Origin of the sequence: Brevundimonas sp. UBA4553, from assembly GCF_002387245.1 — a bacterium.
Lineage (GTDB): Bacteria > Pseudomonadota > Alphaproteobacteria > Caulobacterales > Caulobacteraceae > Brevundimonas.
In genome coordinates this window covers 502-24,037 of record NZ_DGLD01000008.1, presented here as the reverse complement: position 1 = coordinate 24,037, position 23,536 = coordinate 502, and the positions used below count along the sequence as shown (strand labels likewise).

The window sequence follows — 23,536 nt, the reverse complement described above, 5'->3', positions numbered from 1 at the left end:
GAGGTTAGGCGATCACCACGCCCCGATCTTCTCGGCTTCCTTGTGGCTGATCGGATTGTGAGCGGCCTTGTGGTCCTCTTCGGCCAGGAAGCGGGAGGCTTCCAGGGCGGCCATGCAGCCCATGCCGGCGGCGGTGACGGCCTGGCGATAGACGTCGTCGGTCACGTCGCCGGCGGCGTAGACGCCTTCGATGGCGGTCGCGGCCGTGCCCGGCTTGACCCGCAGATAGCCGCCGGAGTTGATCTCCAGCTGGCCGGCGAACAGCTCCGACGACGGGGCGTGGCCGATGGCGATGAAGACGCCGTCGGCGGGGATTTCCGACAGGGCGCCGGTCTTGACGTTCTTCAGACGAACGCCGGTGACGTTGCGGGCCACGCCGTCGACGACGCCGAGGATCTCATCCACGGCCACGTCCCAGATCACCTCGATCTTGGGGTGGGCGAACAGGCGATCCTGCAGGATCTTCTCGGCGCGGAACTCGTCCTTGCGGTGGATGACCGTGACCTTTTCGGCGAAGTTGGTCAGGAACAGGGCCTCCTCGACCGCGGTATTGCCGCCGCCGACCACCGCGACCTGCTTGCCGCGATAGAAGAAGCCGTCGCAGGTGGCGCAGGCCGAGACGCCGAAGCCCTGATATTCGGCCTCGCTGTCCAGACCCAGCCACTTGGCCTGGGCGCCGGTGGAGATGATGACGGTTTCGGCCAGCATTTCCGCGCCGGAGTCCAGCGTCAGGCGGAAGGGACGCTGCGACAGGTCGGCCTTGACGACGATGTCGTGGATGATCTCGGTCCCGACGTGCACAGCCTGGGCCTTCATCTGCTCCATCAGCCAGGGACCCTGGATGGTCTCGGCGAAGCCAGGATAGTTCTCGACATCCGTGGTGATGGTCAGCTGGCCGCCGGGCTGCAGGCCGGCGATGACGACGGGGTTCAGCGAGGCGCGGGCGGCGTAGATGGCGGCGGTCCAGCCGGCGGGGCCGGAACCGATGATGGCGACGCGGACGGTGCGAACTTGGGCGGTGGCTTGGGTCATGGGGCCTATTTAGGCGCTGATTCCCCGAATCGCGATGCTAGGATGCGTTTCAGGCTGAGTGGGAGGGATTCATGAGCGCAAATAACAAGGCGGCCTTTTTGCCGATCGGCGTAGGCGCCGGCATGGCGATCGGCGTGGCGGTGGGCACGGCGACCGACAACCTGGCCCTGTGGCTGTCGCTCGGCATCGCCATCGGCTCGGGTCTGGGCGTGGCGATGATGGGTCTGAGCGGCGCCGCCGCAAAGAAAAAGAGCGACGGCGAAGGCGGGGTCGTCTCCGACGGGGGCGCGTCAGGCGGGGGCGACGCCAGCTGCTCCTCGGACGGCGGCGGCTGCGGCGGCGGAGACTAGCGCGCCCGCATCCCCTCCAGCACGGCGCGTGCCGCGCGCTCGGTTTCGTTGAGAGGCTCGTAGGACCAGGCGTCCAGCGCGCCGTCGAAGGGGCGGGCGGCGCCATGGGCCGCCAGATCGGCGTGCAGGCGCCCGAACTTGCCGGCGGGTTTCAGCGCGACCATTGGCAGAATGTGGACGGGCTTGCCGGTGGAGGCCGCCTCGGTCGCCATGTTGGCGCTGTCCTCGGTGACCAGAACGTGGTCGGCGGCGTGCAGCATGGCGAACAGGGGATTGTCTCCCGTTCCATCCCATATCCATCCGGGCAGGGACGACAGCCGCTCGGTCATGACGGCCTTCGCCGCCTCGGGCGTGCGGCGCGAGAAGGTCAGCAGCATCGACCCGCCCGCCGCCTCGACCGCCGCCCTGATCTGATCCGCCAGAAGCGCCGCGTGGCTCTGGGGCAGGTCGAAGGCCTTTGACCGGCCGCCGATCATGACGGCGACGCGCGGATGGGGCAGGGCGGCGATGCGCTCGGCGAAGGCGGGCGCGGCCGCGGCCAGCGCCGTCGGCGTGATCCGGTGAGGCGATCCGATGATCTCGAAGACGTTGTCGCCCGACAGGCCGTCATGGGCGGGAGCGACGATCAGGTCGTAGGCCGGATTGCGCCAGCGCGGGTCCTGGGTCTGCACCGTGAAGGTTCGGCCGCCGCTCCAGTCGCGAACCCTGGCGGACAGCGGCAGGGTGGCGCGGCCGGTGGCGATCCACAGATCGGGCCATTCGTCGACGGCGCGGGGATCGAAGGCCTCAGGCGCCAGCATCGCGGGCGTCTTCAGCGCGGAAGGCCAGCGGTCGAAAGGGGGCCGCCAGCGCACCGGCTTGATCTCGATCGTCGCGGGGGTCAGGCGGGCGACCGCCTCGGCCAGACCGAGGGCCTGGTTCTGGATGCCGGCGCGGCCGTCGGACACGACCCAGATCGACAGGGGAGAGGCGCTCACGAGCCCGTTCGCGGCCCGGCGGGCGAGGCCACGACCGTATCGGCGGCGATCCAGCAGACGGCCTCGATCTTGTTGCCGTCGGGATCGCGCAGGAATGCGGCGTAGTAGCCGGGGGCGTAGTGGGGACGACGTCCCGGCGCCCCTTCGTCGAAACCGCCCGCCGCCAGGCCGGCGGCGTGGAAGCGCGCCACGGTTTCCGGGGTGTCGGCGGTGAAGCAGACGTGGACGCCATTGCCGGCGGCGGCGTCCCTGCCGTCGTGCGGACGGGCGGCCCAGAACTCGGGGAAGGCGCGACCGTAGCCGATGCCGACGGCGTGCTCCATCACCCGGCGCGCGCCCAGGGCGCCCATCACCGCGTCATAGAACCGCCCGGCGCGCGTCATGTCCGTCACGCCGACCGAGACGTGCGACACCAGAGGCGAACGCGTCCCGGCCGGTTCGGTCATGAGCCTATTTCCACTCGACCTTGAGGATCTCGTAGGCCTTCACGCCCCCAGGCGTGTTGACCTCGACCACGTCGCCGATCTCCTTCGAGATCAGGGCGCGGGCGATCGGCGAGGCGATGGAGATCTTGCCCGCCTTCACGTCGGCTTCATGCTCGCCGACGATCTGATAGACGCCCTCTTCCTCGGTGTCCTCGTCCACATAGGTGACGGTGGCGCCGAACTTGACCTGGCTGCCGGACAGCTTGGAGACGTCGATCACCTGGGCGCGCGACAGCTTGTCCTCGATGTCGGCGATCGAGCCTTCGATCCAGCCCTGACGTTCCTTGGCGGCGTGATACTCGGCGTTTTCAGACAGGTCGCCGTGCTCGCGGGCCTCGGAGATGGCCGCGATGACGCTCGGCCGTTCGACCTGCTTCAATTGCTTCAACTGTTCGTCGAGGACACGGTAGCCCTCGGCCGTCATCGGCACTTTTTCCATTGTGTCGTGATTTTCTTGTTTCGCCCGGAGACTAATGAGAGACGTTAATCGGCACAGACACGATCACGGGGCGCACGTGATCGGGGCCAAGAGGGTAGGGCGCCCTTTCGGTAAACTCAAGAGGATCCGTCGGTGAGACCCGTCAGGGTTTGGGCTGGCCCATCGCGCGCCGGATGGCGGTCCAGGCGATGAAGCCCAAGGCGGCCACCGCCAGCAGCATGAAGATGCTGGAGATGACTCCAACCCCTGCGGCGATGAACGCGATGGCGATGCAGACGGCGGCGCCGAGGGCCGCGATGACTTGAATGACGGACATACGCATGGGGTCCATAACGTCGTCGTCCCGTCCGGGTTTCCTTGTCGCGAACCCGTGATGGCGATCGCCGCGTCAGGCGTAGGCGTAGGCGCCGCCGCGTTCCAGGGCGCGCTTCCAGGCCGGACGCGCGTGGATCGTCTCCAGGAAACCGCGGATGCGGGGGTAGGCCGACAGGTCGATGGCGCGGCTGGCGGCGGCCTCAAGCGGGAAGCTCATCATGATGTCGGCGGCGCTGAACCGGGGCCCGGCGAACCAGCCGGTCGCGGCCAGCTCCGCCTCCTGCCAGTCCGCGTTGGCCTTGAGCTGGGGATCGATGAAGGTCCGCTGCGCCTTGGTCGCGACGCCGTTGACGATCGGCCGCAGCAGGCCCGGCGCGCGTCCGGGCATCCGGGCGAAGACCAGCTTCAGCAACAGGGGCGGCATGGCCGACCCCTCGGCGTAGTGCAGCCAGTAGGTGAACCGGCGTCCATCGGCCGTGCTCCGGGCCGGGCGCAGCCGACCCTCGGGATCGTAGGCGTCGAGCAGATACTCGATGATCGCGCCCGTCTCGGCCACGCGGATGTCGCCGTCGTCGAGAACCGGCGACTTGCCCAGAGGGTGGACGGCCCTGAGTTCGGGCGGGGCGAGCATGGAGGCGGGGTCGCGCTCGTAGCGCCGGACCTCATAGGGCAGGCCCAGTTCCTCAAGCAGCCAGAGCACGCGCTGCGAGCGGGAATTGTTCAGGTGGTGGACGACGATCATGGGCGCGCTCCATCAGGGATCAGTCCAGCTTGGGCGCTTGACCTAGGGGACGTCCAGAGGGCGACGCGTCGATCAGCGGCGCGAGCGCCCGCTCCAGCGACGGCCGGGGCCGGATTTGGCGCGCACCCTGGAATGCTGGGTCGCGCCGGGGCGGCTGGCCTGATGCTTCTGCCACAGTTCAAAGGCCAGGGTCGCCAACGCCAGCTTGCCCGCATGGCGGCCAGCGAAGCCCCGTCCGCGCCGCGACAGGAGCAGGCCGCCGAGAAGAGTGGCGAGGCGGGGCAGGCGCATGGGGTGACTCCGGGAAACCAGGGGCGACTGGAGGCTGAACGGACCAGCCGCCCGAGGGTTCAGCCGGGTCAGGTGCGGGGCATCAGCGCTTCGGCGGCCAGGACCGAACCCTCGACGCCCAATGTCACGGCGGGTTCCGGCGTGATGCGGAACAGGGGCGAGTGGTGGCCGGGGGCGGCGTCCACCTGATCGGCGGGGGTGCCGCCGACGCTGAAGTAGACGCCCTTCACCCCGTGCTCGGGGGTGACGAAATGGGCGAAGTCCTCGGCGCCCATGCCCGAGCGCGCCTTGTCGATCAGGACGCCTTCGCCGAGGCCGGCGGTCAGGGCGGCGCGGACCCGGGCGGCGGTGGCGGCGTCGTTGATGGTCGGCGGCGTGCTCTCGACCGTCGAACGGGTCACGGTCGGCAGCTTGTCTTCGGGCACGCCCAGAGCCAGGGCGGTGTGGCGGGCGATGCGGTCGATGCCGTCCAGCAGCCGGGTCCGGACCTCGAGGTCGTCGGAACGCACCGTCAGCTGCATATCGACGCGGTCAGAGATGATGTTGTGCTTGATGCCGCCATGGATGGCGCCGACGGTGACGACGGCGCCCTGCAAGGGGTCGATCTCGCGGCTGCGCAGGGACTGCAGGGACACCACGATCTGCGAAGCCACCAGCACCGGGTCCACCCCCTTGTGCGGCGAGGCGCCGTGCGTGCCGACGCCGTGCACGGTGATGTCCACGCTGTCGGAGCTGGAATAGACGATGCCCAGCGGCGCCTCGATCTTGCCCGTCGGGGTGTCGGCCGAGACGTGGAAGGCCACGGCGTAGTCAGGCTTCGGGAAGCGGGAGTAGAGGCCGTCGTCGATCATGGCGCGGGCGCCGAAGATGCGCTCCTCGGCCGGCTGGGCGATCAGGACCAGGGTCCCGGACCAGTTGGCCTTGCGCGCCGCCATCTGGCGCGCCGTGCCGACCAGGGCGGTGATGTGCACGTCGTGGCCACAGGCGTGCATGACCGGCTTTTCAGTTCCGTCGCTGTCGATCTGACGTGCGGTCGAGGCGTTGGCCAGGCCCGAGGCCTCCAGCAGGGGCAGGCCGTCCATGTCTGCGCGGATCATGACGGTGGGTCCGGCCCCGTTCCTGAGCACCGCCACCACGCCCGTGCCGCCGACGCCGGTCGTGACCTCATAGCCGAGGGCGCGCAGTTCCTGCGCCATGCGGGCGGCGGTCTGGACCTCCATGCCCGACAGTTCCGGGTTGCGGTGGAAATGGTCGAACAGGGCGCCGAGATTGGCGTCATAGTCCGCCTTGACCGCCGCCTTCAGCGCCGCGTCCTGCGCGAAGCCCGGCGCGGCGCCCGCCGCCAGAACCAACGCCAGCGCAGCCGTGATCGTCGCTCGTTTCATGATGTCCCCCTGATCCCTGTGGGGAGCTTATGCCTTTCCCTCGAACCGACAAGGGGATCAGGCCAGCAGCGCCTTCCAGATGACATAGGCCGCGGCGGCCAGCAGGGGCATGACATAGAGGCACAGGCGAAAGCCCAGGCGAGAACGGAACGGCTCCTTGCGCGTCTTGTGGCGGAGGATGTGCTGACCCATCCAGGCCCCCAGACCGCCAAAGAGGACGGCCAACAGCAGCGTGCTCTCTGAGATGCGCCAGTCGCCGTTCTCCGCCGCCTTCTTGTCGGCCCAGAACAGGCCGAAGGCGATCAGGTTTCCGGCCAGGAGGAGCAGCAGGGTCAGGTCGATGGTCGACTGGGGCATGGTGGCGCTCGACGTTGATCGGGCATCGTGCGGCCACAAGACCTGACAAAGCGTTGCCGGGCGTCCACGAAAAAACCCCCGGCGTCGGAACGCCGGGGGCTGATCTCAGGACTGGATCGAGGCTCAGTTGTAGGACTGCACCGGGCGGACATCCAGTTCGCCGGCGCGGATGGCGGCGATCCCTTGCGCCGCGGCCAGAGAACCGGCGGCGGTGGTGTAGTAGGGCATCTTCATCATCAGGGCCGTGCGGCGGATGGAGAAGCTGTCGGCCAGGGCCTGCTTGCCGTCCGTGGTGTTGAAGACCAACTGGATCTCGCCGTTCTTCATGGCGTCGACGATGTTGGGGCGACCCTCCAGCACCTTCTTGACCAGACCGACCTCGACGCCCTCCGACTTCAGGTAGTCGTGGGTGCCCGAGGTGGCGACGACCGCGAAGCCCTGCGTCAGCAGCGACTTCACCGCCTCCAGGATGAAGGGCTTGTCGGCGTCCTTGACCGAGACGAAGGCGCAGCCCTCGGTCGGCAGGACGGTGCCGCCGCCGATCTGCGACTTGGCGAAGGCGCGGGCGAAGGCGGGGGCCAGGTCGGCCTCGCCGTCACGCTTCCAGTCCAGGCCCATGACCTCGCCGGTCGAACGCATTTCCGGGCCCAGGATGGTGTCGACGCCCGCGAAGCGCGCGAACGGGAAGACGGCTTCCTTGACCGCGATATGCTCCAATTCCTTGTCGACCAGACCGAAGGAGGCGAGCTTCTCGCCGGCCATGACCTTGGCGGCGATGGCGGCGATCGGCTGGCCGATGGTCTTGGCCACGAAGGGGGCGGTCCGCGAAGCGCGCGGGTTCACTTCCAGCACGAAGATGCGCGGGTTTTCGCTGTGCGGTTCCTCGATGGCGAACTGCACGTTCATCAGGCCCCGCACCTTCAGGGCCTTGGCCATGGCGGTGGTCTGACGCTTCAGCTCGGCCACGATCTCAGGACGCAGCGAGAAGGGCGGCATGGAGCAGGCGCTGTCGCCCGAGTGGACGCCGGCTTCCTCGATGTGTTCCAGCACGCCGGCGACGAAGACGTCTTCGTCGTCGCACAGGGCGTCCACGTCCACTTCCGTGGCGCGGTTCAGATAGTGGTCGATCAGGACCGGATCGTCGCCCGAGACGCGCATGGCCTCATGGACGTAGCGGTCCAGCTGCTCGCGGTCGTGGACGATCATCATGCCGCGGCCGCCCAGAACGTAGGAGGGGCGCAGGACGACGGGATAGCCGACCTCCTCAGCCTTCTGCGCGGCTTCCTCGGCGCTGCGGGCCAGACCGTTGGGCGGCTGTTGCAGGCCGATGGCCTGCAGCATCTGCTGGAAGCGCTCGCGGTCCTCGGCCAGGTCGATGCTGTCGACGCTGGTGCCCAGGATCGGCACGCCGTCCTCTTGCAGGGCGTGGGCCAGCTTCAGCGGGGTCTGGCCGCCGAACTGGACGACGACGCCGATCAGGTCGCCCCTGGAGCGCTCGACGTCGATCAGCTCCAGCACGTCCTCGCCCGTCAGGGGCTCGAAATAGAGGCGGTCCGAGGTGTCGTAGTCGGTCGAGACGGTTTCGGGGTTGCAGTTGACCATGATCGACTCGACGCCGATGTCGGCGAAGGCGAAGGCTGCGTGGCAGCAGCAGTAGTCGAACTCGATGCCCTGACCGATGCGGTTGGGGCCGCCGCCGAGGATGATGGCCTTCTTCCGGTCCGACGGCTCGGCCTCGCACTCGGGGATCTGGCCCAGGGCGCCGGTCTCGTAGGTCGAATACATATAGGCGGTGGCCGAGGCGAACTCGGCGGCGCAGGTGTCGATGCGCTTGAACACCGGGCGGACGTTCAGGTGGCGACGCGCGGCGCGGACGTCGGCCTCGCGTTTGCCGGTCAGGGCCGCCAGGCGGGCGTCGGAGAAGCCCTTGGCCTTGAGCTTGCGGAAGTCGATGTCGCTGGTGGGCAGGCCCTGGACGCGGACGTGGCCCTCGGTGCGGATCAGGTCGGCGATCTGGCGCAGGAACCAGGGCTCGTAGGAGCAGGCGGCGTGGACGTCCTCGACCGTCAGGCCGTGGCGGAAGGCCTGGGCGATGACGCGGATGCGGTCCGGCGTCGGTTGGCCCAGGGCCCGGATGACGGCGGCGCGGGCGCTGGCGTCGTCCGCAGCGTCGGCGACGCCCTCGATCTCGATCTCGTCAAAGCCGTTCAGGCCGGTTTCCAGACCGCGCAGGGCCTTCTGCATGGATTCCTGGAAGGTACGGCCGATGGCCATGACCTCGCCGACGGACTTCATGGCCGTGGTCAGGTGGGGCTCCGACCCCGGATACTTCTCGAAGGCGAAGCGCGGGATCTTGGTGACGACGTAGTCGATGCTCGGCTCGAACGAGGCGGGCGTGACCTGGGTGATGTCGTTCTGAAGCTCGTCCAGGGTGTAGCCGACAGCCAGACGGGCCGCGACCTTGGCGATGGGGAAGCCGGTGGCCTTGGACGCCAGGGCCGACGAGCGCGACACGCGCGGGTTCATCTCGATGACGACCATGCGGCCGTCAGCCGGGTTGATCGCCCACTGGACGTTGGAGCCGCCGGTCTCGACGCCGATCTCGCGCAGGACGTTGATCGAGCCGGTGCGCATCAGCTGGTATTCTTTATCCGTCAGCGTCAGGGCCGGGGCGACGGTGATGCTGTCGCCGGTGTGGACGCCCATGGGGTCCACGTTCTCGATCGAGCAGATGATGATGCAGTTGTCCGCCGTGTCGCGGACGACCTCCATCTCGTATTCCTTCCAGCCCAGCACGGACTCTTCGATCAGGACTTCGGTGGTCGGCGAAAGGTCGAGGCCGCGCTCCACGATCTCGTGGAACTCCTCGATATTGTAGGCGATGCCGCCGCCGGTGCCGGCCAGGGTGAAGCTGGGACGGATGATGGCGGGCAGGCCGACGAAGGCCAGGGCGTCGTCGGCTTCTTCAATATGATGGATGGCGCGCGAGCGGGGGCTTTCCAGACCCAGCTTGTCCATGGCGTCGCGGAACTTCTGACGGTCCTCGGCCTTGTCGATGACCTCGGCCTTGGCGCCGATCATCTCGACGCCGTACTTGGCCAGGGCGCCCGAGGCGTTCAGGGCCAGGGCCGTGTTCAGGGCGGTCTGGCCGCCCATGGTCGGCAGGAGGGCGTCGGGACGCTCCTTGGCGATGATCTTCTCGACGATGTCCGGAGTGATCGGCTCGATATAGGTGGCGTCGGCCACCTCCGGGTCGGTCATGATGGTGGCGGGGTTCGAGTTGACCAGGATGACCCGGTAGCCCTCGGCCTTCAGCGCCTTGCAGGCCTGAACTCCGGAATAGTCGAACTCACACGCCTGGCCGATGACGATCGGGCCGGCGCCGATGATCAGGATGGACTGGATGTCTGTACGTTTAGGCATGGAAATTGGCCAACCATTTTAGAACTGCGATAGCCGCACTTTTTGCAAATTGCCCGACGATGGCTTCTGCGAATTTCTTGGCTACAAACTGAAGTGGAGCGACCAGTGCTGCTCTAATGTAAGTGCGACTGGGTTGCCCGTCGGAGATCGTTTGAAGGGCGCTCTTAATTGAGCCCACGACACCATTTCGCTCTTCAGGATCAGAGGCTGCGTATCCGTTGCTGCCTTCGATCTGTTTGAGCGCCGCTTCTGCGGCAGATATCATAGCGACGTAATCATCATGGCCACGGTCAATGGGTAGGGGCTCCCAACCGGCATCTTCTTCGGTGGTGGTCACATTTGCCCCCGTGTCGGACGGGTCCGGCTTCATCACCCATGTGATGCCTTCTTGCATATAGGCTTGGATATCTTTGTTTTCTGACTCGGCATATGAAGTGATGAGTTCAATGCCAGACGTCGTAATCCAGAAATCATCATTCTCATCGATGGAATAATATCCATGTACAGATGATGCGGTAGCGAGGCGTGATAGTAACCCCGGTTGGAAACCTTCTAAAGCTGAGGCTAGCTGACCAGGTTCGACGAATTGTTCGTACTGATTGGCAAGTGTCGCGTATAGCTCGAACGTGATTGCTATTTCTAGTCGGCGTTTATTGGGGATGGGGGGTAACTGGCGAGCCATCTGCATCTACTCAGTTCGTCACGACCGCACACTCCCAGCCGTCGTAGTCGAGCTGGAAGGCCGCGGCCCAGGATTGCATCATGGCCGACACAGGCGAAAACGACGCCTCGTCGACCGCTATGGTCGTCTCCAGGACGGTCATGTCGTCCTGGCCCCGTGTCAGGAACCCTGCGCGGCGGGCCACCTCGTTGAGGTCGCCGTGATCGCCCTCGCCATAGAAATAGAACAGCGTATGGCGCGGGGTGATCCCGCTGTCGCCCTGCTCGGCCAGAGCAGCGCGCACCATAGCATCCTTTTCCTCATGACTGGTCAGCGCCGGGCTCCACGCGCGCGAAGAAACCGGACGCAGGGGGAGGCCCGCGACCGATCCGTTCAGGTTGTCGGTTAAGCGGCCCGTTTAGAGAGGCGGACCCCCGCTGGCAAGACCCGGAAAGCCTTGCAGGACGCAAAGAAAAAGGGCGGCCCTGGCGGGCCGCCCTTCAACCTCTTTTCAGACTGAACTTACCAGGGGCGGTAGTTCAGGCCGACGAAGAAGCGACGACCATAGGGGTCGTAGTTCGAGTAGATCGTCGTGCCGAGGATGTCGCGCTGCTCGGCGTCGAACAGGTTCACAACACCAGCACGCACGGTCAGGTCGTCACGGACGTTGTAGCGTGCCGTGAGGTCGTGACGGGTGAAGTCGCCGGTTTTCAGTTGGTCCGGCAGACGGGCGTCTGCGTTGTTAACGTAGTCACGCGCGCGGGTGATGTTGACGCTCGACTGCCAGTCGGCGGTCCAGTTCAGGCTCCAGATGTCGTTCGGACGCCAAGTCACCGAGGAAGCCAGGCGAACGCGCGGGTAGATGTTGGTGCCGCTGATGCCGGCCGACAGTTCGTCATAGTCGCTCGGATCGGCTTCGTTCAGGTACTGCTTCTGTTCGATCAGCCAGGAACCGTTCAGGTTCCAGTCGAACGAACCCCAGTTGCGACCCCAGTCAGCGGTATCCCACGAGTAGCGAGCGCCGAAGTCGAGGCCGCGCGTTTCCAGTGCGGCGTAGTTGAACGAACGCTCGATAAATGCGCCGACGGAGCTGCTAGCCGGAGCGCCAACGCCGAACGGGATGCTCGGATTGGTGCGGAAGATCGAGTTGCAGGCGTCCATGTTCAGCTCTGCACCGTCGACGCAGTTCGCGGCGATGCCGGCAGCCGAAACCGAGGCGATGACGCGATCGATACGAATGTCGAAGTAGTCCAGCGTCATGGTCAGGCCGGGCACGAAGCGCGGCTTCAGGACGGTCGAGAAGGTGAAGGATTCCGACTCTTCCGGTTCCAGGTTGGGGTTGCCGCCCGAGGAACCCGCGATGCCCGAGGTGTAGTTGGGCACGAAGTCATCGGTGTTGGTGGCCGTAGCCCCCGCGAAGTCGAACGTCAGACCCTGTTGAGCGGCCAGGGTGGTGCAGTTCTTGATGCGGTTATTCTTCTTTTCCTGATCGTCGACGCCGGCGATGCTCGACGTGGCGCAGGGATCAACGAAGTTATTGGCGTACGTCTGGCCGAGCGGCGAATAGTTTTCACCCAGGTTCGGCACGCGGACCGAGGTGTTGAAGCTGGTCTTGAAGGTGATGTCCGCAATCGGACGATAGACCAGGTTCACGCCATAGACGTCGACGTTTCCAACGGTCGAGTAGTCCGCCCAACGGTACGAACCGCTGAGTTCTGCATACTCGCCCAGGAAGCTATCGCGGAACAGCGGCACGGAGACTTCCGTGAACAGTTCCTTGGACTCGTAGCTGATTTCCGGGAAGTCGGCGCCGGTGTTGAGGAACAGCAGGCGGTCGCCAGCGGTCGTGCTGCGGCCGATGGCCGAGGTGGTTTCCTTGCGCCATTCGCCGCCGAAGGCGAAGCCCAGGTTGCCTGCGCCCCAGAAGTCCCACAGCTCGGTCGAGACCGAGGCGATGGCCTGGTGCTGTTCGTTCATTTCCTCGACGCGGACCGAGGCGTCGACGTATTCCAGAGCTTCTGCCGACTGGTTGCCCGCGCCGAAGATGTTCAGCGGGGTGCACTGGGCGATCGAGTCGCGACCATATTGCGTGTCGCGCAGGTCGCCGCCGCGGTGCTTGTCTGCGACCGGCAGGCCTTGAGCATTCAGCAGGCTGGCGCGGCAAACGATAGCGCCGGCCGAACCCAGAATGCCAGCCGTATCGACCACAGCGTCAGCCGCCAGCGACATGCGCTGGGTGTCGACGCCGCGTTCGATGTTTTCGATCTCGGCCTTGCCGTAGACATAACCCAGATCCCACGACAGCGACTTCATGAAGCTGACGGGACCGTGATCGCCTTGGAAGCCGGCGGTGTAGCGCTGGACGTCGCGAGTGTTGGCCTGCGAACGTTGAGGGCCGAAGAAGGAGTGACGGGCGATTGGCAGAGCCTGGGTTCCCGTCAGCTGACCGGCGTTGGCGGCGGTCGGCGGCGCATAGATGTCGATGCGGTTGGCGGCGATCGCATCCTTCACGTTCTGCGGCAGGAAGGCGTTGTCCGCCCAGCGCAGATCGAAGGCCGAGGTACCCCAGATCGAAGCGGTCGAGTTGGCGCCGTACGAGTCGTTGTCCAGATCGACGTCGAAGAACGTCGGTTGGCCGCGCATGAAGGTTTCTTCGGTGATGTACTTGGCCGAAGCGTTGAACGAGATCGCATCGGTGATCTGGAAGTTGCCGCCGACCTGATAACGCTGCGATTCCGAAGCCGGGACGCGGCTGAAGCCCGCGACTTCACCCAGCGGCATGCCGTCGCCGCCGATGTTGTAGGGGCGGTTGTGGCCGACGTTGCCGACGCGCTGGCCGAAGTTGGCCGGACGACCCGTGGCGCCGTCATAGACGAAGGTCTTGCCCGGGTTGATGCCGAAGCAGTTGGCGGCATAGGAGAAGCTGCCGCCGGGCAGGCAGTTCTGATACGGAATGTTCGGGTTGGACAGGGCGCTGGGCTGCAGCAGGTTGGCCAGGGTGGTTTGACCCCAGGGCAGGATGTCGAGGCGGTTCACGCCGTAGAAGACGCCGGCGTCGAGCTGGCCGTCATAAGGCGCGGTGGTGGGGTCAGCGTCGATAGCCACGCGGATCGGGCCGCGACGGATCCAGTCGATGTCCATCGAGTCGACGTTGTCGATCTTCTCATACTCGGCGTGAGCATAGACGTTCAGACGGTCGTCGAAGAAGTTCTTGCCGATCAGGGCGGAAACGCGGCGGGTGGCTTCGCCGTTGTCGTTGATCTGGCCGTAGTTGGCGTCGATCTCCAGACCTTCGAAGTCCTTCTTGAGGATGAAGTTCAGCACACCCGAAACGGCGTCGGCGCCGTAGACCGACGAGGCGCCGCCGGTGATGATTTCGACGTTCTGGATCAGCAGGCGCGGGATGGTGTCGACGTCGACGGACAGGTCGCCGCCCGAGGAGCTGACGTGACGGCGGCCGTCGACGAGCGTCAGGGTGCGACCCGCGCCCAGCGAACGCAGGTTCGGCAGCGACAAGCCGCCAGCGTTCAGGCTGGAGCCCGTAGTATCCGAGGGCACCGTCGAGTTTTGCAGGGCCGGGATGGTGGCCAGATAGTCGATGACGCTGGTTTGACCGGTGGACAGGATCTGCTCCTGAGTCACCTGAATCAGCGGGGTCGGGGCGTTGGTCGGGTCGCGGCGAATACGCGAACCGGTGACCACGATCTCGCCCACTTCGGTGGCCACGTCGTTCTGGGAAGCGGGCTGCGCGGCATCGACCGACTGGGCCATGGCGGGCGCCGTAAGCGCGATTGCGCTCGCCAGCACCGTGGAACCGAGGAGGATTGCTCTCATTACTTTAATACACCTGACACAAAAAAGCCGGAAGCGGTCACACATTCCTCAAGATGTGACCGAAATGGGGCTAAACTTGCCTAGGTTTGGCCTAAGTGTGGTCGAGGTGACGTCTTGTTTTGCTTGTGGTGCAATCAAGACACATTTCAGACGATCTTCATGCCATATTGTGAAGTACCGTTGTTCGTTGACCTGTATGCCATGAAACGCCGATTTTCGTTCGAGGACTGTCGATATTTATTGTTCTCGGTCGATAGCGGCGATCCAGTCCGGCAGTTCGCCGATGCGGCTCAGCGAGACGTAGCGCGGGTGTTTTTCGGGGGCGTCGGCCAGTTCGTGGGCCCAGGTGATCTCGTAAGGGATGTGGCAGGCGAAGGCGCCGGCCTCGAGCGCGGGCAGGACATCGGACTTCATCGAATTGCCGGCCATCACGGCTTCGGCCGCGCCGGTGCCATGGCGGGCGAAGATGCGGTCGTAGGTCGAGCGCTCCTTTTCCGACACGATCTCGACGGCGGCGAACAGCTCGCCAAGGCCTGACGCGGCCAGCTTGCGCTCCTGGTCCATCAGGTCGCCCTTGGTGATCAGCACCAGACGGTATTTCTCGGACAGTTCGGCCAGAACCTCGTCGACGCCGGGCAGGGTCTCGACCGGGTGGGCCAGCATTTCGCGACCGGCGGCCAGAATCTCGCGCACGATGTGCGGCGGGGCGGCGCCGTCGCACAGCTCCATCGCCGTCTCCAGCATCGACAGGGTGAAGCCCTTCACGCCGTAGCCGTAGAGGCGAAGGTTGCGCCGCTCGACCTCGGCCAGACGGCCCATCATGACAGGCTCTTCGGCGTGATCGGCCAGCAGATCCACGAACCGCTTCTGGCTGAGGCGGAAGATGGTCTCGTTGTGCCAGAGGGTGTCGTCGGCATCGAGGCCGACCGTGGTGATGGTCATGGGGAGGCTCCAGTGTGCTGGCGGCTCTCTATCCCAGGCCCGGCGCGATATCACGCGACGGGTGCGACATTTCGGTCTATGCGGCGAAGATGACCCAGACGGAAATCCTGCCTGACCCGCCGCACCGTATCGGATGGGCGCTCGCCGCCCTGGTGGTGGCCGGCAACATGATCGGTTCGGGCGTCTACCTGTTGCCCGCGACCCTGGCGCCGACGGGCAGTTCCAGCATCATCGGCTGGCTGATCTGCGGTCTGGGCGCCGTGACCCTGGCCCTCGTGTTCGGCGGTCTGGGGCGGATGCAGCCGGACGCCGACGGTCTGTCGGACTTCACCCGGCGCGGCATGGGTCGTTTCATCGGCTATCAGACGGGCCTCGCCTACTGGGCCGCCTGTCTGGCCGGGAATGTGGCGCTCGCCGTGGCGGGGACCGGCTATCTGGCCTTCTTCATCCCGGCGCTGAAGGAGCCGCTGTGGGCGGCGGTCAGCAATCTGGCCCTGATCTGGCTGACCTCGGCGGCCTACGCCAGCGGCGCGCGGACGGCGGCGCGGTTCGGCGCCATCACCCTGGGCCTCGGCCTAATCCCCATCGTCCTGGCCATCATCGCCGGAGCCATGGCCTTCAGCGGCGACACCTTTGCGGCCTCATGGAGCCCGGGCGACCAGCCCCTGCTGAAGACGGTGCCGGCGTCGCTGGCCATCATCTTCTGGGCCTTCCTGGGCGTCGAGAGCGCCGCAGCCCTGTCCAGCCTGGTGAAGAACCCGTCGGTGGACGTGGGGCGCGCCTCGCTGGGCGGCGTGGCGCTGGCCTTCATCGTCTATGTCGCGGCCAGCATCGCCGTCTTCGGCGTCATTCCGGCCGATGTCCTGGTGCATTCGACCAGCCCCTATGCCGATCTGGTGGCGCGGGTCATGGGCTCGTCCGTGGCAGGGCTCGTCGCGGCCTGCGCCGTCATCAAGGTGCTGGGCACCATCGCCGGCTGGACCATGCTGGCGGGTGAAACCTCGCGCGGCGCCGCCGAGGCCGGCTGGATGCCGCGCTGGTTCGGCGGGGCGCAGAAGGGCAAGACGCCGCTGAGCAACCCCATCCTCAACTGCGTCGTCATGAGCGCCATGGTGATCGCCAGCGCCCAGCCGACCCTGGGCCAGCAGTTCGGCGTCCTGATCGGCGTGACCTCGGTGCTGACGCTCTGTCTCTACGCCCTGTGTTCGATGACGCTGTGGAAGCTGACCCGGAAGACCGGCTGGCGCGCGCTGGCCGTGGTCGGGGTGGTGTTTTCGGCCTTTGCCGTGGCGGCGGCGGCGGGCGGCTATATCCTGCCCAGCGTCGGATTCTTCGCCCTGACCAGTCTGGCCTGGGTCTGGGTGAGACGAAGCCAGAAAGTATAATGGCGGGGCGTGTTGACCCGGCCCCTGCATCTCTTTAGTCACGCCGCCGTTTGTCCGCCCGTATTCATTGTTAGGAGCCTGCGCCATGACGACCCAGATTCTGTCCGGCGCCACCGGCGTCCTCGCGCTCGCTGACGGCACCATCCTGCAAGGCGTCGGCGTCGGCGCCGTCGGAACGGCCCTCGGCGAGGTGGTCTTCAACACCGCCATGACGGGCTATCAGGAAATCCTGACCGACCCCTCCTACATGAGCCAGATCCTGGCCTTCACCTTCCCGCACGTCGGCAATGTCGGCGTGAACGTCGAGGACGTGGAACAGATCGGCGACGGGTCGGGCACCTCCGCCCGCGGCGCCATCTTCCGTGACGTTCCGACCGATCCGGCCAACTGGCGCGCGACCGAAGGCGCGGGTGGCGATCTCGACGCCTGGATGAAGCGTCGCGGCGTGGTCGGCCTGTCGGGCGTGGACACCCGCGCCCTGACCAAGATCATTCGCGACAAGGGCGCGCCCCACGCCGTCATCGCCCACCACCCGGACGGCCAGTTCGACCTGGAGGCCCTGGTGGCGCAGGCCAAGGCCTGGACCGGACTGGTCGGCCTGGACCTGGCCAAGGACGCCTCGACCCTGCAGGCCTTCGACTGGAACGAGGGCGTCTGGGAATGGCCCGCCGGCTATCCGCGCGTCGAGGCGACCGACAAGACAGTCGTGGTCGTCGACTATGGCGTGAAGCGCAACATCCTGCGCGCCCTGGCCTCGACCGGCGCCAAGATCACCGTGGTTCCGGCCACGACCTCGGCCGAGGACATCCTGGCCCGCAATCCCGACGGCGTGGTCCTGTCGAACGGTCCGGGCGATCCGGCCGCGACGGGCGAATACGCGGTGCCCGAGATCAAAAAGCTGGTCGCCAGCGGCAAGCCGCTGATGGGCATCTGCCTGGGTCACCAGATGCTGGCCATCGCGCTCGGCGCCCAGACGGTCAAGATGGAGCAGGGCCACCACGGCGCCAACCATCCGGTCAAGGATCTGACGACCGGCAAGGTCGAGATCGTGTCGATGAACCACGGCTTCACCGTGGACCGCGACAGCCTGCCCGACGCCGTGGTCGAGACCCACGTCAGCCTGTTCGACGGCACCAACTGCGGCATCGCGGTCAAGGACAAGCCGATCTTCAGCGTCCAGCACCACCCGGAGGCCTCGCCGGGGCCGACGGACAGCCTCTATCTGTTCAACCGCTTCGCTGAATCGATGAAGGGCGCCTGACATCGCCCGCTCGCGCTATCTGACCTGGCTGGGCGCGGTCTTGCGCCCGGCAAGGCGCGACGAGCGATCCTCGGCCCCCGACAAGGACGTCGTCCTGGGCTATGCGACGGGCTATGGCGTCGAGCATGTCGAGGCCTTCGTCCGCTCGTTGCGGGCGGTCTACGCCGGGGCGGTCGTCCTCTTCGTGCACGACGACAAGGCTCTGCTGGCCTTTCTGGCCGCCCATGACGTGGAGGCGGTCGTGGTTCCGGCCGCGGACGCCTGGACGCCCCAGCCCGTGGTGGCGCGCTTTTCCGCCTATGAGCGCTACATCGCAGCGCGCCCGGGTTTGCGCCATGTGCTGATGACGGACGTGCGCGACGTGGTGTTCCAGGCCGACCCCTTCGTTCCGGCGCCGACCGGGCTGGAGGTCTTCGTCGAGTATGAAACGGGTCGGCTGGCGGACCACGCCTTTCAGGTGAAGCACCTCCGGGCGCTGGCCGGCGAAGCGCTGGCGGATCGGCTGGACGACCAGCCCTGTATCTGCGCCGGCACCATCGTCGGACCAGCCGACGAGGCGGCGCGTCTCTGCCGTCTGATCCTGACCCTGGGCGCCATTCCTCGCTCGGCGGTCGGGGGCGGCTTCGGCGTGGATCAGGCGTCGCTGGCTCTGGCCGTGGGATACGGCCTGATCCCGGCGCAGGTGCAGGACAACTACCGCCGCGTCGCCACCATCGGCATGGCGTCGGAGGGCGTGAGCCTGAAGGACGGCCTGATCGTCAATCCTGACGGTAGCGTCAGCCCTGTCGTGCACCAGTATGACCGCCGCCCCGAACTGGTCGAGGCGATGCGCGCGCGGTGGAGCCAGGCGCTTCCGGATCGCGTGGCCAGCGGGGCGGGCGCCTGGACCCGCTGGCGGCGCAAGACCGCGGCCTCGATCGACCGGCGCCTGCCCGACCTGCGCTAGGGCGCGGTTCCGATCAGACCTGGGTGAAGCCGTCGCGGATCGAGATCGACTGTTTCAGCCGTTCGGCGCGGGTGCTCCAGCGCTTCGGATCGGTGGCGGCGGCGACTACGCCGATGACGGCGCCCTCGCCGTTCTTCAGCGGATAGGAATCCACGAAGACGGGCACCGGACCGGCCACGCCGCCCAGCAGCCAGACCTCGTCGGTGATCGCCTTTCCCGACTGCATCGCGCGCACCACCGGCAGGTCCTGCAGCCGAGCAGGGGATCCATCCTGGGCGAAGACCTGGAAACGGTCGGCGTAGTTTTCGGGGCGGGCGCCGATGGGGTCGCCGATGTCCAGACCCGGAACGCCGCCGGTCACCATCAGGACCTCGCCGCTGGGGGCTGCGTGCAGGATGACGGCGCCGCCCAACCTCTCGGCCATCACCTCCAGGAGCGGACGAAGGAAGGCGGCGTGAAGAGTGTCGGTGTCAGGCATGGAAAAGCTCAGGGAAGATCGTCTGATCCTTGTGGGCCCAATCTCTGAATTTTTCTGTAATTCCTGCGGTTGCGAAAGGGTCAGGGGAGTTCGACAAAGGTCGAATGCCGGCGCAGTTCGCACGCCTTGCGCACCGCCATGGGCGCGGCGGAAATCCAGTAGGCGGCGTCGTCGGAGCGGCAGGCCGACCGTCGCTCCTGACCACGTCGTCTTCGGGCGGCGGCGTTGTCCAGCAGGCGCGCGTGCAGAGCGCGGGGCGTCAGGAACGGAATGGCGGGGGAGCCGGGGACGGCGACGGCGTCGGGGCCTTGGGGCTCCACCGCCGGACGGGCGATGGCGATGAACATGGGGGCTCTTGATCGGTTGCACGACGTCGGATCGCGACCGCGGCGGCGTCGTAGGCCTCGTCGCTTCTGCAACGACCGTTGAACAATCCACAAGTCTGTGGATAGTTTCGTCGGTATCAGGAATAATATCGTTTTTAATCAGGCATTTAATGACGCAAAGCCGCCATTATGGTTAAGAAGAACTTAACGTGACATCGGCCAAGAGCATTCGCATCAGCCTGTCTTCGTTCTATATGCGCGGCGTCTCTGGAGGATGAGTATGGGTCTCGGTCTGATGCGCACCATCACGGCGGTCCTGAGCGCCGGCCTGCTGTTGTCGGCCTGCGCCAGCGGCGCGCGCAGCGACTTCGGCCTGAGCGAGCGCGAGGCGGCGTCGCCCGTCGGCTTTCCCAACGTGCGCTTCTCCATCGAGGACGAGGCGGCGGCGCAGAAGATCGAACAGCAGTTGGGCGAAGGCGTGCCCAAGGGGCCGGACGGCCACTTCGACCTGATCGCTCTGTCCGGCGGTGGGGCCAATGGCGCCTTCTCCGCCGGCCTGATCAACGGCTGGACCGCCAGCGGTCGCAGACCCGACTTCGAGGTCGTGACCGGGGTGTCGACCGGCGCCCTGGCCGCGCCCTTCGTCTTCCTGGGGCCGCGCTGGGACGCGCGGTTGAAGGAGGCCTATGTCGGAGGGCAGGCGACGGGCCTGTTGAAGAGCCGGGGCGTGCGGGCGTTGTTCGGATCGGGCGTGTTCAGCGGCGGGCCGCTGCGTCAACTGGTCGAAAGCCACGTGGACGAGGCCATGCTGGCCGAGGTCGCCGCCGAGCACGCCAAGGGGCGGCTGCTGCTGGTCGCCACCACCGACCTGGACGCCCAGCGCGGCGTCATCTGGAACATGGGCGCCATCGCCGAGCGCGGCGGACCAGAGGCCCTGGCCCTGTTCCGCGACGTCCTGATCGCCTCGGCCAGCATTCCGGGCGCCTTTCCGCCGGTGATGATCCGTTCGCAGGGGCAGGGAACGGTGCTGGAGGAGATGCACGTCGACGGCGGGGTGATGAACCCCTTCGTGGCCCTGCCGCAAATCATGTGGAACTGGGACGATGTCGCCGGCGTGTTCCAGGGCGCCCGCCTTTATGTCGTGGTCAACGGCAAGGACGCGCCGCGTTTCGCCGTGACGCGCGACGCCGGCATTCCTGTCCTGACCCGCAGTCTGGACGCGGTGCTGGGCGGCCAGTTGCGCGCCACCATCGCCGCCAATCGCGCCTTCGCCAGCCGCAACGGGCTGGAGTTCCATGTCGCCGCCATCCCCGAGGACTATGACGGCGCCAACAGCCTGGAGTTCAACCAGGCCTCGATGCAGGCGGTCTATGATCTGGGCGAGGCCCTGGGCCGGACCGGCGAGGCGTGGAAATAGGCTGGCGCTCGGCCACGACGCACTTCTCCTCGATCTTCACAGGCTGTGGAAAAGACCGCCGGGGATCATCATGTTTGAGGTCGTGGCGGTGCTTCCCCTGATCGCCGCGCCGGAGTGTCTGAAGACGTGCGTTTCGACGATCGTTTCCTTGAAGAACTGAAGGCCCGCCTTCGCCCGTCCGACGTGATCGGGCGGACGGTGAAGCTCAAGCGGCAGGGCCGCGAGTATGTCGGTCTCAGCCCCTTCTCGAAGGAGCGGTCGCCCAGCTTCTTCGTCAACGACGACAAGGGCTTCTTCCACGACTTCTCGTCCGGCAAGCACGGCGACGTCATCAGCTTCCTGCAGGAGACCGAACGCCTCAGCTTCGTCGAGGCGGTGCAGCGGCTGGCGGGGGAGGCGGGGATGCAACTGCCCGCCGAGGACCCCCAGTCTGCCGAGCGTGAGGCCAAGAAGCAGGGTCTGACCGACTGGATGGACCTGGCCCAGAAATGGTTCGCCGCCAATCTGCGCCGCTCGGTCGGCAAGGCGGCGCGCGAATATCTGGAAAAGCGCGGCCTGCCCGAGGACCAGTGGGAGCGTTTCGGGCTGGGCTATGCGCCCAACGACCGCGAAGGGCTGAAGAACGCCCTGATCCAGCGGGGGGCCAAGCCCGGCGATCTGGTCGAGGCGGGGATGCTGATCGCGCCCGAAAGCGGCGGCCAGCCCTATGACCGGTTCCGCGACCGGCTGATGTTCCCCATCCTGGACGCGCGCGGGCGGATCGTCAGCTTCGGCGGGCGGGCCATGAATCCCGACGACCGGGCCAAGTATCTGAACGGGCCGGAGAGCCCGCTGTTTCACAAGGGCGCCACCCTCTACGGCCTGCCCGAGGCGCGCCGCATCCTGGGGGCCGAAAGCCGGGGCGAGCAGGGGATCATCGTCGTCGAAGGCTATATGGACGTCATCGCCTGCCAGCGCGCGGGCCTGCCGGCGGTCGCCCCCATGGGCACGGCCCTGACGGAAGAGCAGATGGAGCGGCTGTGGCGGGTGTCGGCCGAGCCGGTGCTGTGCTTCGACGGCGACGCGGCGGGGCTGCGGGCGGCCTATCGCTCGATCGAGCGGTCCCTGCCGCTGCTGAAGTCGGGGCGGTCGTTCCGCTTCGCCCTGCTGGAGGCCGGGCAGGACCCGGACGACATCCTGCGCGACAAGGGGGCGCCGGCCCTGCGCCATGCGATCAGCGAGACCCGCCCCTTTATCGAGGTTCTGTTCCGACGGGAGGCCGAGGCCGAGCCGCTCGACACGCCCGAGCGCAAGGCCGGACTGAAAGGGCGGCTGCGTCAGGCGGCGTCCGCGATCCAGGACAAGGATCTGGCCGAGCAATATCGGCGCGACCTGTTCGAGCGGTTCGACGCCCTGTTCCCCCGCCAGCCGCAGCAGGCTTTCCAGCAGGGCGGGCGGCCCGGTCCGGGCGGATCCGGCGGGCGCTGGCGTGGTCCCCCGCCCAAGCTGGGTCAGACGGCCGAGGGGGCGCAGGCCATGCAGGCCCTGTTCCGCTCCATCGAGCCGGTGGCGGCGGCCCTGGCCCACGGCGCGGTCGATGATCCGGAGCGGATGGACGACCATCTGGAGGCCATCGCCCGACACGGGTTCGGCGATCCGGCGCTCGACGGCCTGGCCCAGGAACTGGTGCGGCTAAGGTTTTCCGGTCAGAGCCTTGACTCTGCGGCGATCCGACGCCATCTGGCCCACTCGGGTCATGATGCCTTGATGCACGAGGTCGAGAAGGCGGCGGCAAAGTCCGGCGCGCCATTCCTGGCTGCAGACAAGCCCCTCGGCGAGGCGAGGATCCGGTGGTCGCAGGCGTTTGAAGCTCTGACCCGCGTAGCGGCGTTGGAGCAGGCGCTGGCGTCAGCGAAGTCGGAGGCCCACAAGGCGTTCGACACCTCGGCTTTCACGCTGGTGAAGGCCGAGCGCGATGCATTGCGACGGGCCATCAAGACCGGAACGATTTGGGAAGACGCGGCTTCTTCGTAACCAACGAAGTTGTCGGGCGTTGTATTTTCGCCGCAGGGGACTGATCACCCTCCTGCGGTCGTGGAGACAGACTGAATGAGTGCGCAGACCGAGACGCAGGACACCGAAGCCAATACCGACGGGCCCCTGCTCGATCTGACGGACGCCGGCGTCAAGAAGTTCATCAAGCAGGCCAAGGCGCGTGGCTACGTCACGATGGAGGAACTGAACAAGGTCCTTCCGTCCGAGGAAGTGACCCCGGACGCCATTGAAGACACCCTGGCCATGCTGTCGGAAATGGGCGTCAATGTCGTCGAGGCGGAAGACGACGCGGTGGAAGCGACCGGCACCGACGTGGCCGCCGCCGCCGAGACCTCGGTGGCCGAGGCGCCGGCCAAGGCCGCCTATGACCGCACCGACGACCCCGTGCGGATGTATCTGCGCGAGATGGGTTCGGTCGAACTGCTGAGCCGCGAGGGCGAAATCGCCATCGCCAAG

The 23,536-nt window shown here is 66.6% G+C and carries 23 protein-coding genes; 7 read left to right on the top strand and 16 right to left on the bottom strand.

The annotated features are described in order from the left end of the window. Nucleotides 1-12 precede the first annotated feature (12 nt). On the bottom strand, nt 13-1,032 hold the full coding sequence (trxB, locus tag B4A39_RS05755; protein WP_292034275.1) for a thioredoxin-disulfide reductase: 1,020 nt from the start codon (nt 1,030-1,032) through the stop codon (nt 13-15). A gap of 71 nt (nt 1,033-1,103) precedes the next feature. On the opposite strand from trxB, the gene B4A39_RS05750 reads away from it, so the two are divergent. Next, nucleotides 1,104-1,382, top strand: coding sequence for a hypothetical protein (locus tag B4A39_RS05750; RefSeq protein ID WP_292034273.1), 279 nt, complete (start codon nt 1,104-1,106; stop codon nt 1,380-1,382). Here the strand turns inward: B4A39_RS05750 and B4A39_RS05745 are convergent. The 13 genes from B4A39_RS05745 to B4A39_RS05685 form a co-directional block, all read right to left on the bottom strand. Next, nucleotides 1,379-2,359 carry a mitochondrial fission ELM1 family protein gene (locus tag B4A39_RS05745; RefSeq protein ID WP_292034271.1) on the bottom strand — a complete coding sequence of 327 codons (981 nt, stop codon included), beginning with the start codon at nt 2,357-2,359 and terminating at the stop codon, nt 1,379-1,381. The two genes, B4A39_RS05750 and B4A39_RS05745, sit on opposite strands and share 4 nt — an antisense overlap. Beyond that, on the bottom strand, nt 2,356-2,805 hold the full coding sequence (locus B4A39_RS05740; protein ID WP_292034270.1) for a VOC family protein: 450 nt from the start codon (nt 2,803-2,805) through the stop codon (nt 2,356-2,358). Before B4A39_RS05740 ends, B4A39_RS05745 begins: the two co-directional genes overlap by 4 nt. Before the next feature lie 4 nt (nt 2,806-2,809). Beyond that, on the bottom strand, nt 2,810-3,283 hold the full coding sequence (greA, locus tag B4A39_RS05735) for a transcription elongation factor GreA (protein ID WP_292034267.1): 474 nt from the start codon (nt 3,281-3,283) through the stop codon (nt 2,810-2,812). Between the two features lie 142 nt (nt 3,284-3,425). Beyond that, nucleotides 3,426-3,605 (bottom strand): hypothetical protein, encoded by a 180-nt coding sequence (locus B4A39_RS05730; RefSeq protein ID WP_292034264.1) that lies wholly within the window; start codon nt 3,603-3,605, stop codon nt 3,426-3,428. 66 nt (nt 3,606-3,671) lie between these two features. After that, nucleotides 3,672-4,340, bottom strand: a complete 669-nt coding sequence (locus B4A39_RS05725; protein ID WP_292034262.1) for a glutathione S-transferase — start codon at nt 4,338-4,340, stop codon at nt 3,672-3,674. A 72-nt stretch (nt 4,341-4,412) separates the two neighbouring features. Beyond that, nucleotides 4,413-4,631 carry a cysteine protease gene (locus tag B4A39_RS05720; RefSeq protein ID WP_292034260.1) on the bottom strand — a complete coding sequence of 73 codons (219 nt, stop codon included), beginning with the start codon at nt 4,629-4,631 and terminating at the stop codon, nt 4,413-4,415. Nucleotides 4,632-4,699: 68 nt separating this feature from the next. Continuing rightward, on the bottom strand, nt 4,700-6,016 hold the full coding sequence (locus tag B4A39_RS05715; RefSeq protein WP_292034258.1) for an amidohydrolase: 1,317 nt from the start codon (nt 6,014-6,016) through the stop codon (nt 4,700-4,702). Nucleotides 6,017-6,073: 57 nt separating this feature from the next. Next, complete coding sequence (locus B4A39_RS05710) at nt 6,074-6,373, bottom strand: DUF1294 domain-containing protein (RefSeq protein ID WP_292034256.1); 300 nt, start codon at nt 6,371-6,373, stop codon at nt 6,074-6,076. Nucleotides 6,374-6,496: 123 nt separating this feature from the next. Further along, nucleotides 6,497-9,796 (bottom strand): carbamoyl-phosphate synthase large subunit, encoded by a 3,300-nt coding sequence (gene carB / locus B4A39_RS05705; RefSeq protein ID WP_292034254.1) that lies wholly within the window; start codon nt 9,794-9,796, stop codon nt 6,497-6,499. Then, entirely contained in the window at nt 9,789-10,484 is a 696-nt protein-coding gene (locus tag B4A39_RS05700) for a hypothetical protein (RefSeq protein ID WP_292034252.1), read from the bottom strand. Before B4A39_RS05700 ends, carB begins: the two co-directional genes overlap by 8 nt. A gap of 4 nt (nt 10,485-10,488) precedes the next feature. Further along, complete coding sequence (locus B4A39_RS05695; RefSeq protein ID WP_292034250.1) at nt 10,489-10,764, bottom strand: hypothetical protein; 276 nt, start codon at nt 10,762-10,764, stop codon at nt 10,489-10,491. 215 nt (nt 10,765-10,979) lie between these two features. Next, nucleotides 10,980-14,291, bottom strand: a complete 3,312-nt coding sequence (locus B4A39_RS05690) for a TonB-dependent receptor domain-containing protein (RefSeq protein ID WP_292034248.1) — start codon at nt 14,289-14,291, stop codon at nt 10,980-10,982. Nucleotides 14,292-14,528: 237 nt separating this feature from the next. Beyond that, complete coding sequence (locus B4A39_RS05685) at nt 14,529-15,233, bottom strand: HAD family hydrolase (RefSeq protein WP_292034245.1); 705 nt, start codon at nt 15,231-15,233, stop codon at nt 14,529-14,531. An 89-nt stretch (nt 15,234-15,322) separates the two neighbouring features. Between B4A39_RS05685 and B4A39_RS05680 the strand changes: the two genes are divergently transcribed. The 3 genes from B4A39_RS05680 (at nt 15,323) to B4A39_RS05670 (ending at nt 18,825) form a co-directional block, all read left to right on the top strand. After that, nucleotides 15,323-16,618: an amino acid permease gene (locus B4A39_RS05680; RefSeq protein WP_292034243.1), complete on the top strand. Its 1,296-nt coding sequence runs from the start codon at nt 15,323-15,325 to the stop codon at nt 16,616-16,618. Nucleotides 16,619-16,703: 85 nt separating this feature from the next. Further along, nucleotides 16,704-17,879 carry a glutamine-hydrolyzing carbamoyl-phosphate synthase small subunit gene (gene carA / locus B4A39_RS05675; protein ID WP_292034241.1) on the top strand — a complete coding sequence of 392 codons (1,176 nt, stop codon included), beginning with the start codon at nt 16,704-16,706 and terminating at the stop codon, nt 17,877-17,879. A 40-nt stretch (nt 17,880-17,919) separates the two neighbouring features. Further along, nucleotides 17,920-18,825, top strand: coding sequence for a hypothetical protein (locus B4A39_RS05670; RefSeq protein ID WP_292034239.1), 906 nt, complete (start codon nt 17,920-17,922; stop codon nt 18,823-18,825). A gap of 13 nt (nt 18,826-18,838) precedes the next feature. Here B4A39_RS05670 and B4A39_RS05665 read toward each other — a convergent pair whose 3' ends face one another. After that, nucleotides 18,839-19,303 (bottom strand): hypothetical protein, encoded by a 465-nt coding sequence (locus B4A39_RS05665; protein WP_292034237.1) that lies wholly within the window; start codon nt 19,301-19,303, stop codon nt 18,839-18,841. An 80-nt stretch (nt 19,304-19,383) separates the two neighbouring features. Beyond that, nucleotides 19,384-19,650, bottom strand: a complete 267-nt coding sequence (locus tag B4A39_RS05660; RefSeq protein WP_292034235.1) for a hypothetical protein — start codon at nt 19,648-19,650, stop codon at nt 19,384-19,386. Between the two features lie 259 nt (nt 19,651-19,909). Between B4A39_RS05660 and B4A39_RS05655 the strand changes: the two genes are divergently transcribed. From B4A39_RS05655 to B4A39_RS05645, 3 genes are all read left to right on the top strand, one after another. Beyond that, entirely contained in the window at nt 19,910-21,046 is a 1,137-nt protein-coding gene (locus B4A39_RS05655; RefSeq protein WP_292034233.1) for a patatin-like phospholipase family protein, read from the top strand. 126 nt (nt 21,047-21,172) lie between these two features. Then, nucleotides 21,173-23,059 carry a DNA primase gene (gene dnaG / locus B4A39_RS05650; protein ID WP_292034231.1) on the top strand — a complete coding sequence of 629 codons (1,887 nt, stop codon included), beginning with the start codon at nt 21,173-21,175 and terminating at the stop codon, nt 23,057-23,059. Nucleotides 23,060-23,134: 75 nt separating this feature from the next. Then, on the top strand, nt 23,135-23,536 hold a 402-nt coding region (locus tag B4A39_RS05645; RefSeq protein ID WP_292034229.1), incomplete at its 3' end, for an RNA polymerase sigma factor region1.1 domain-containing protein.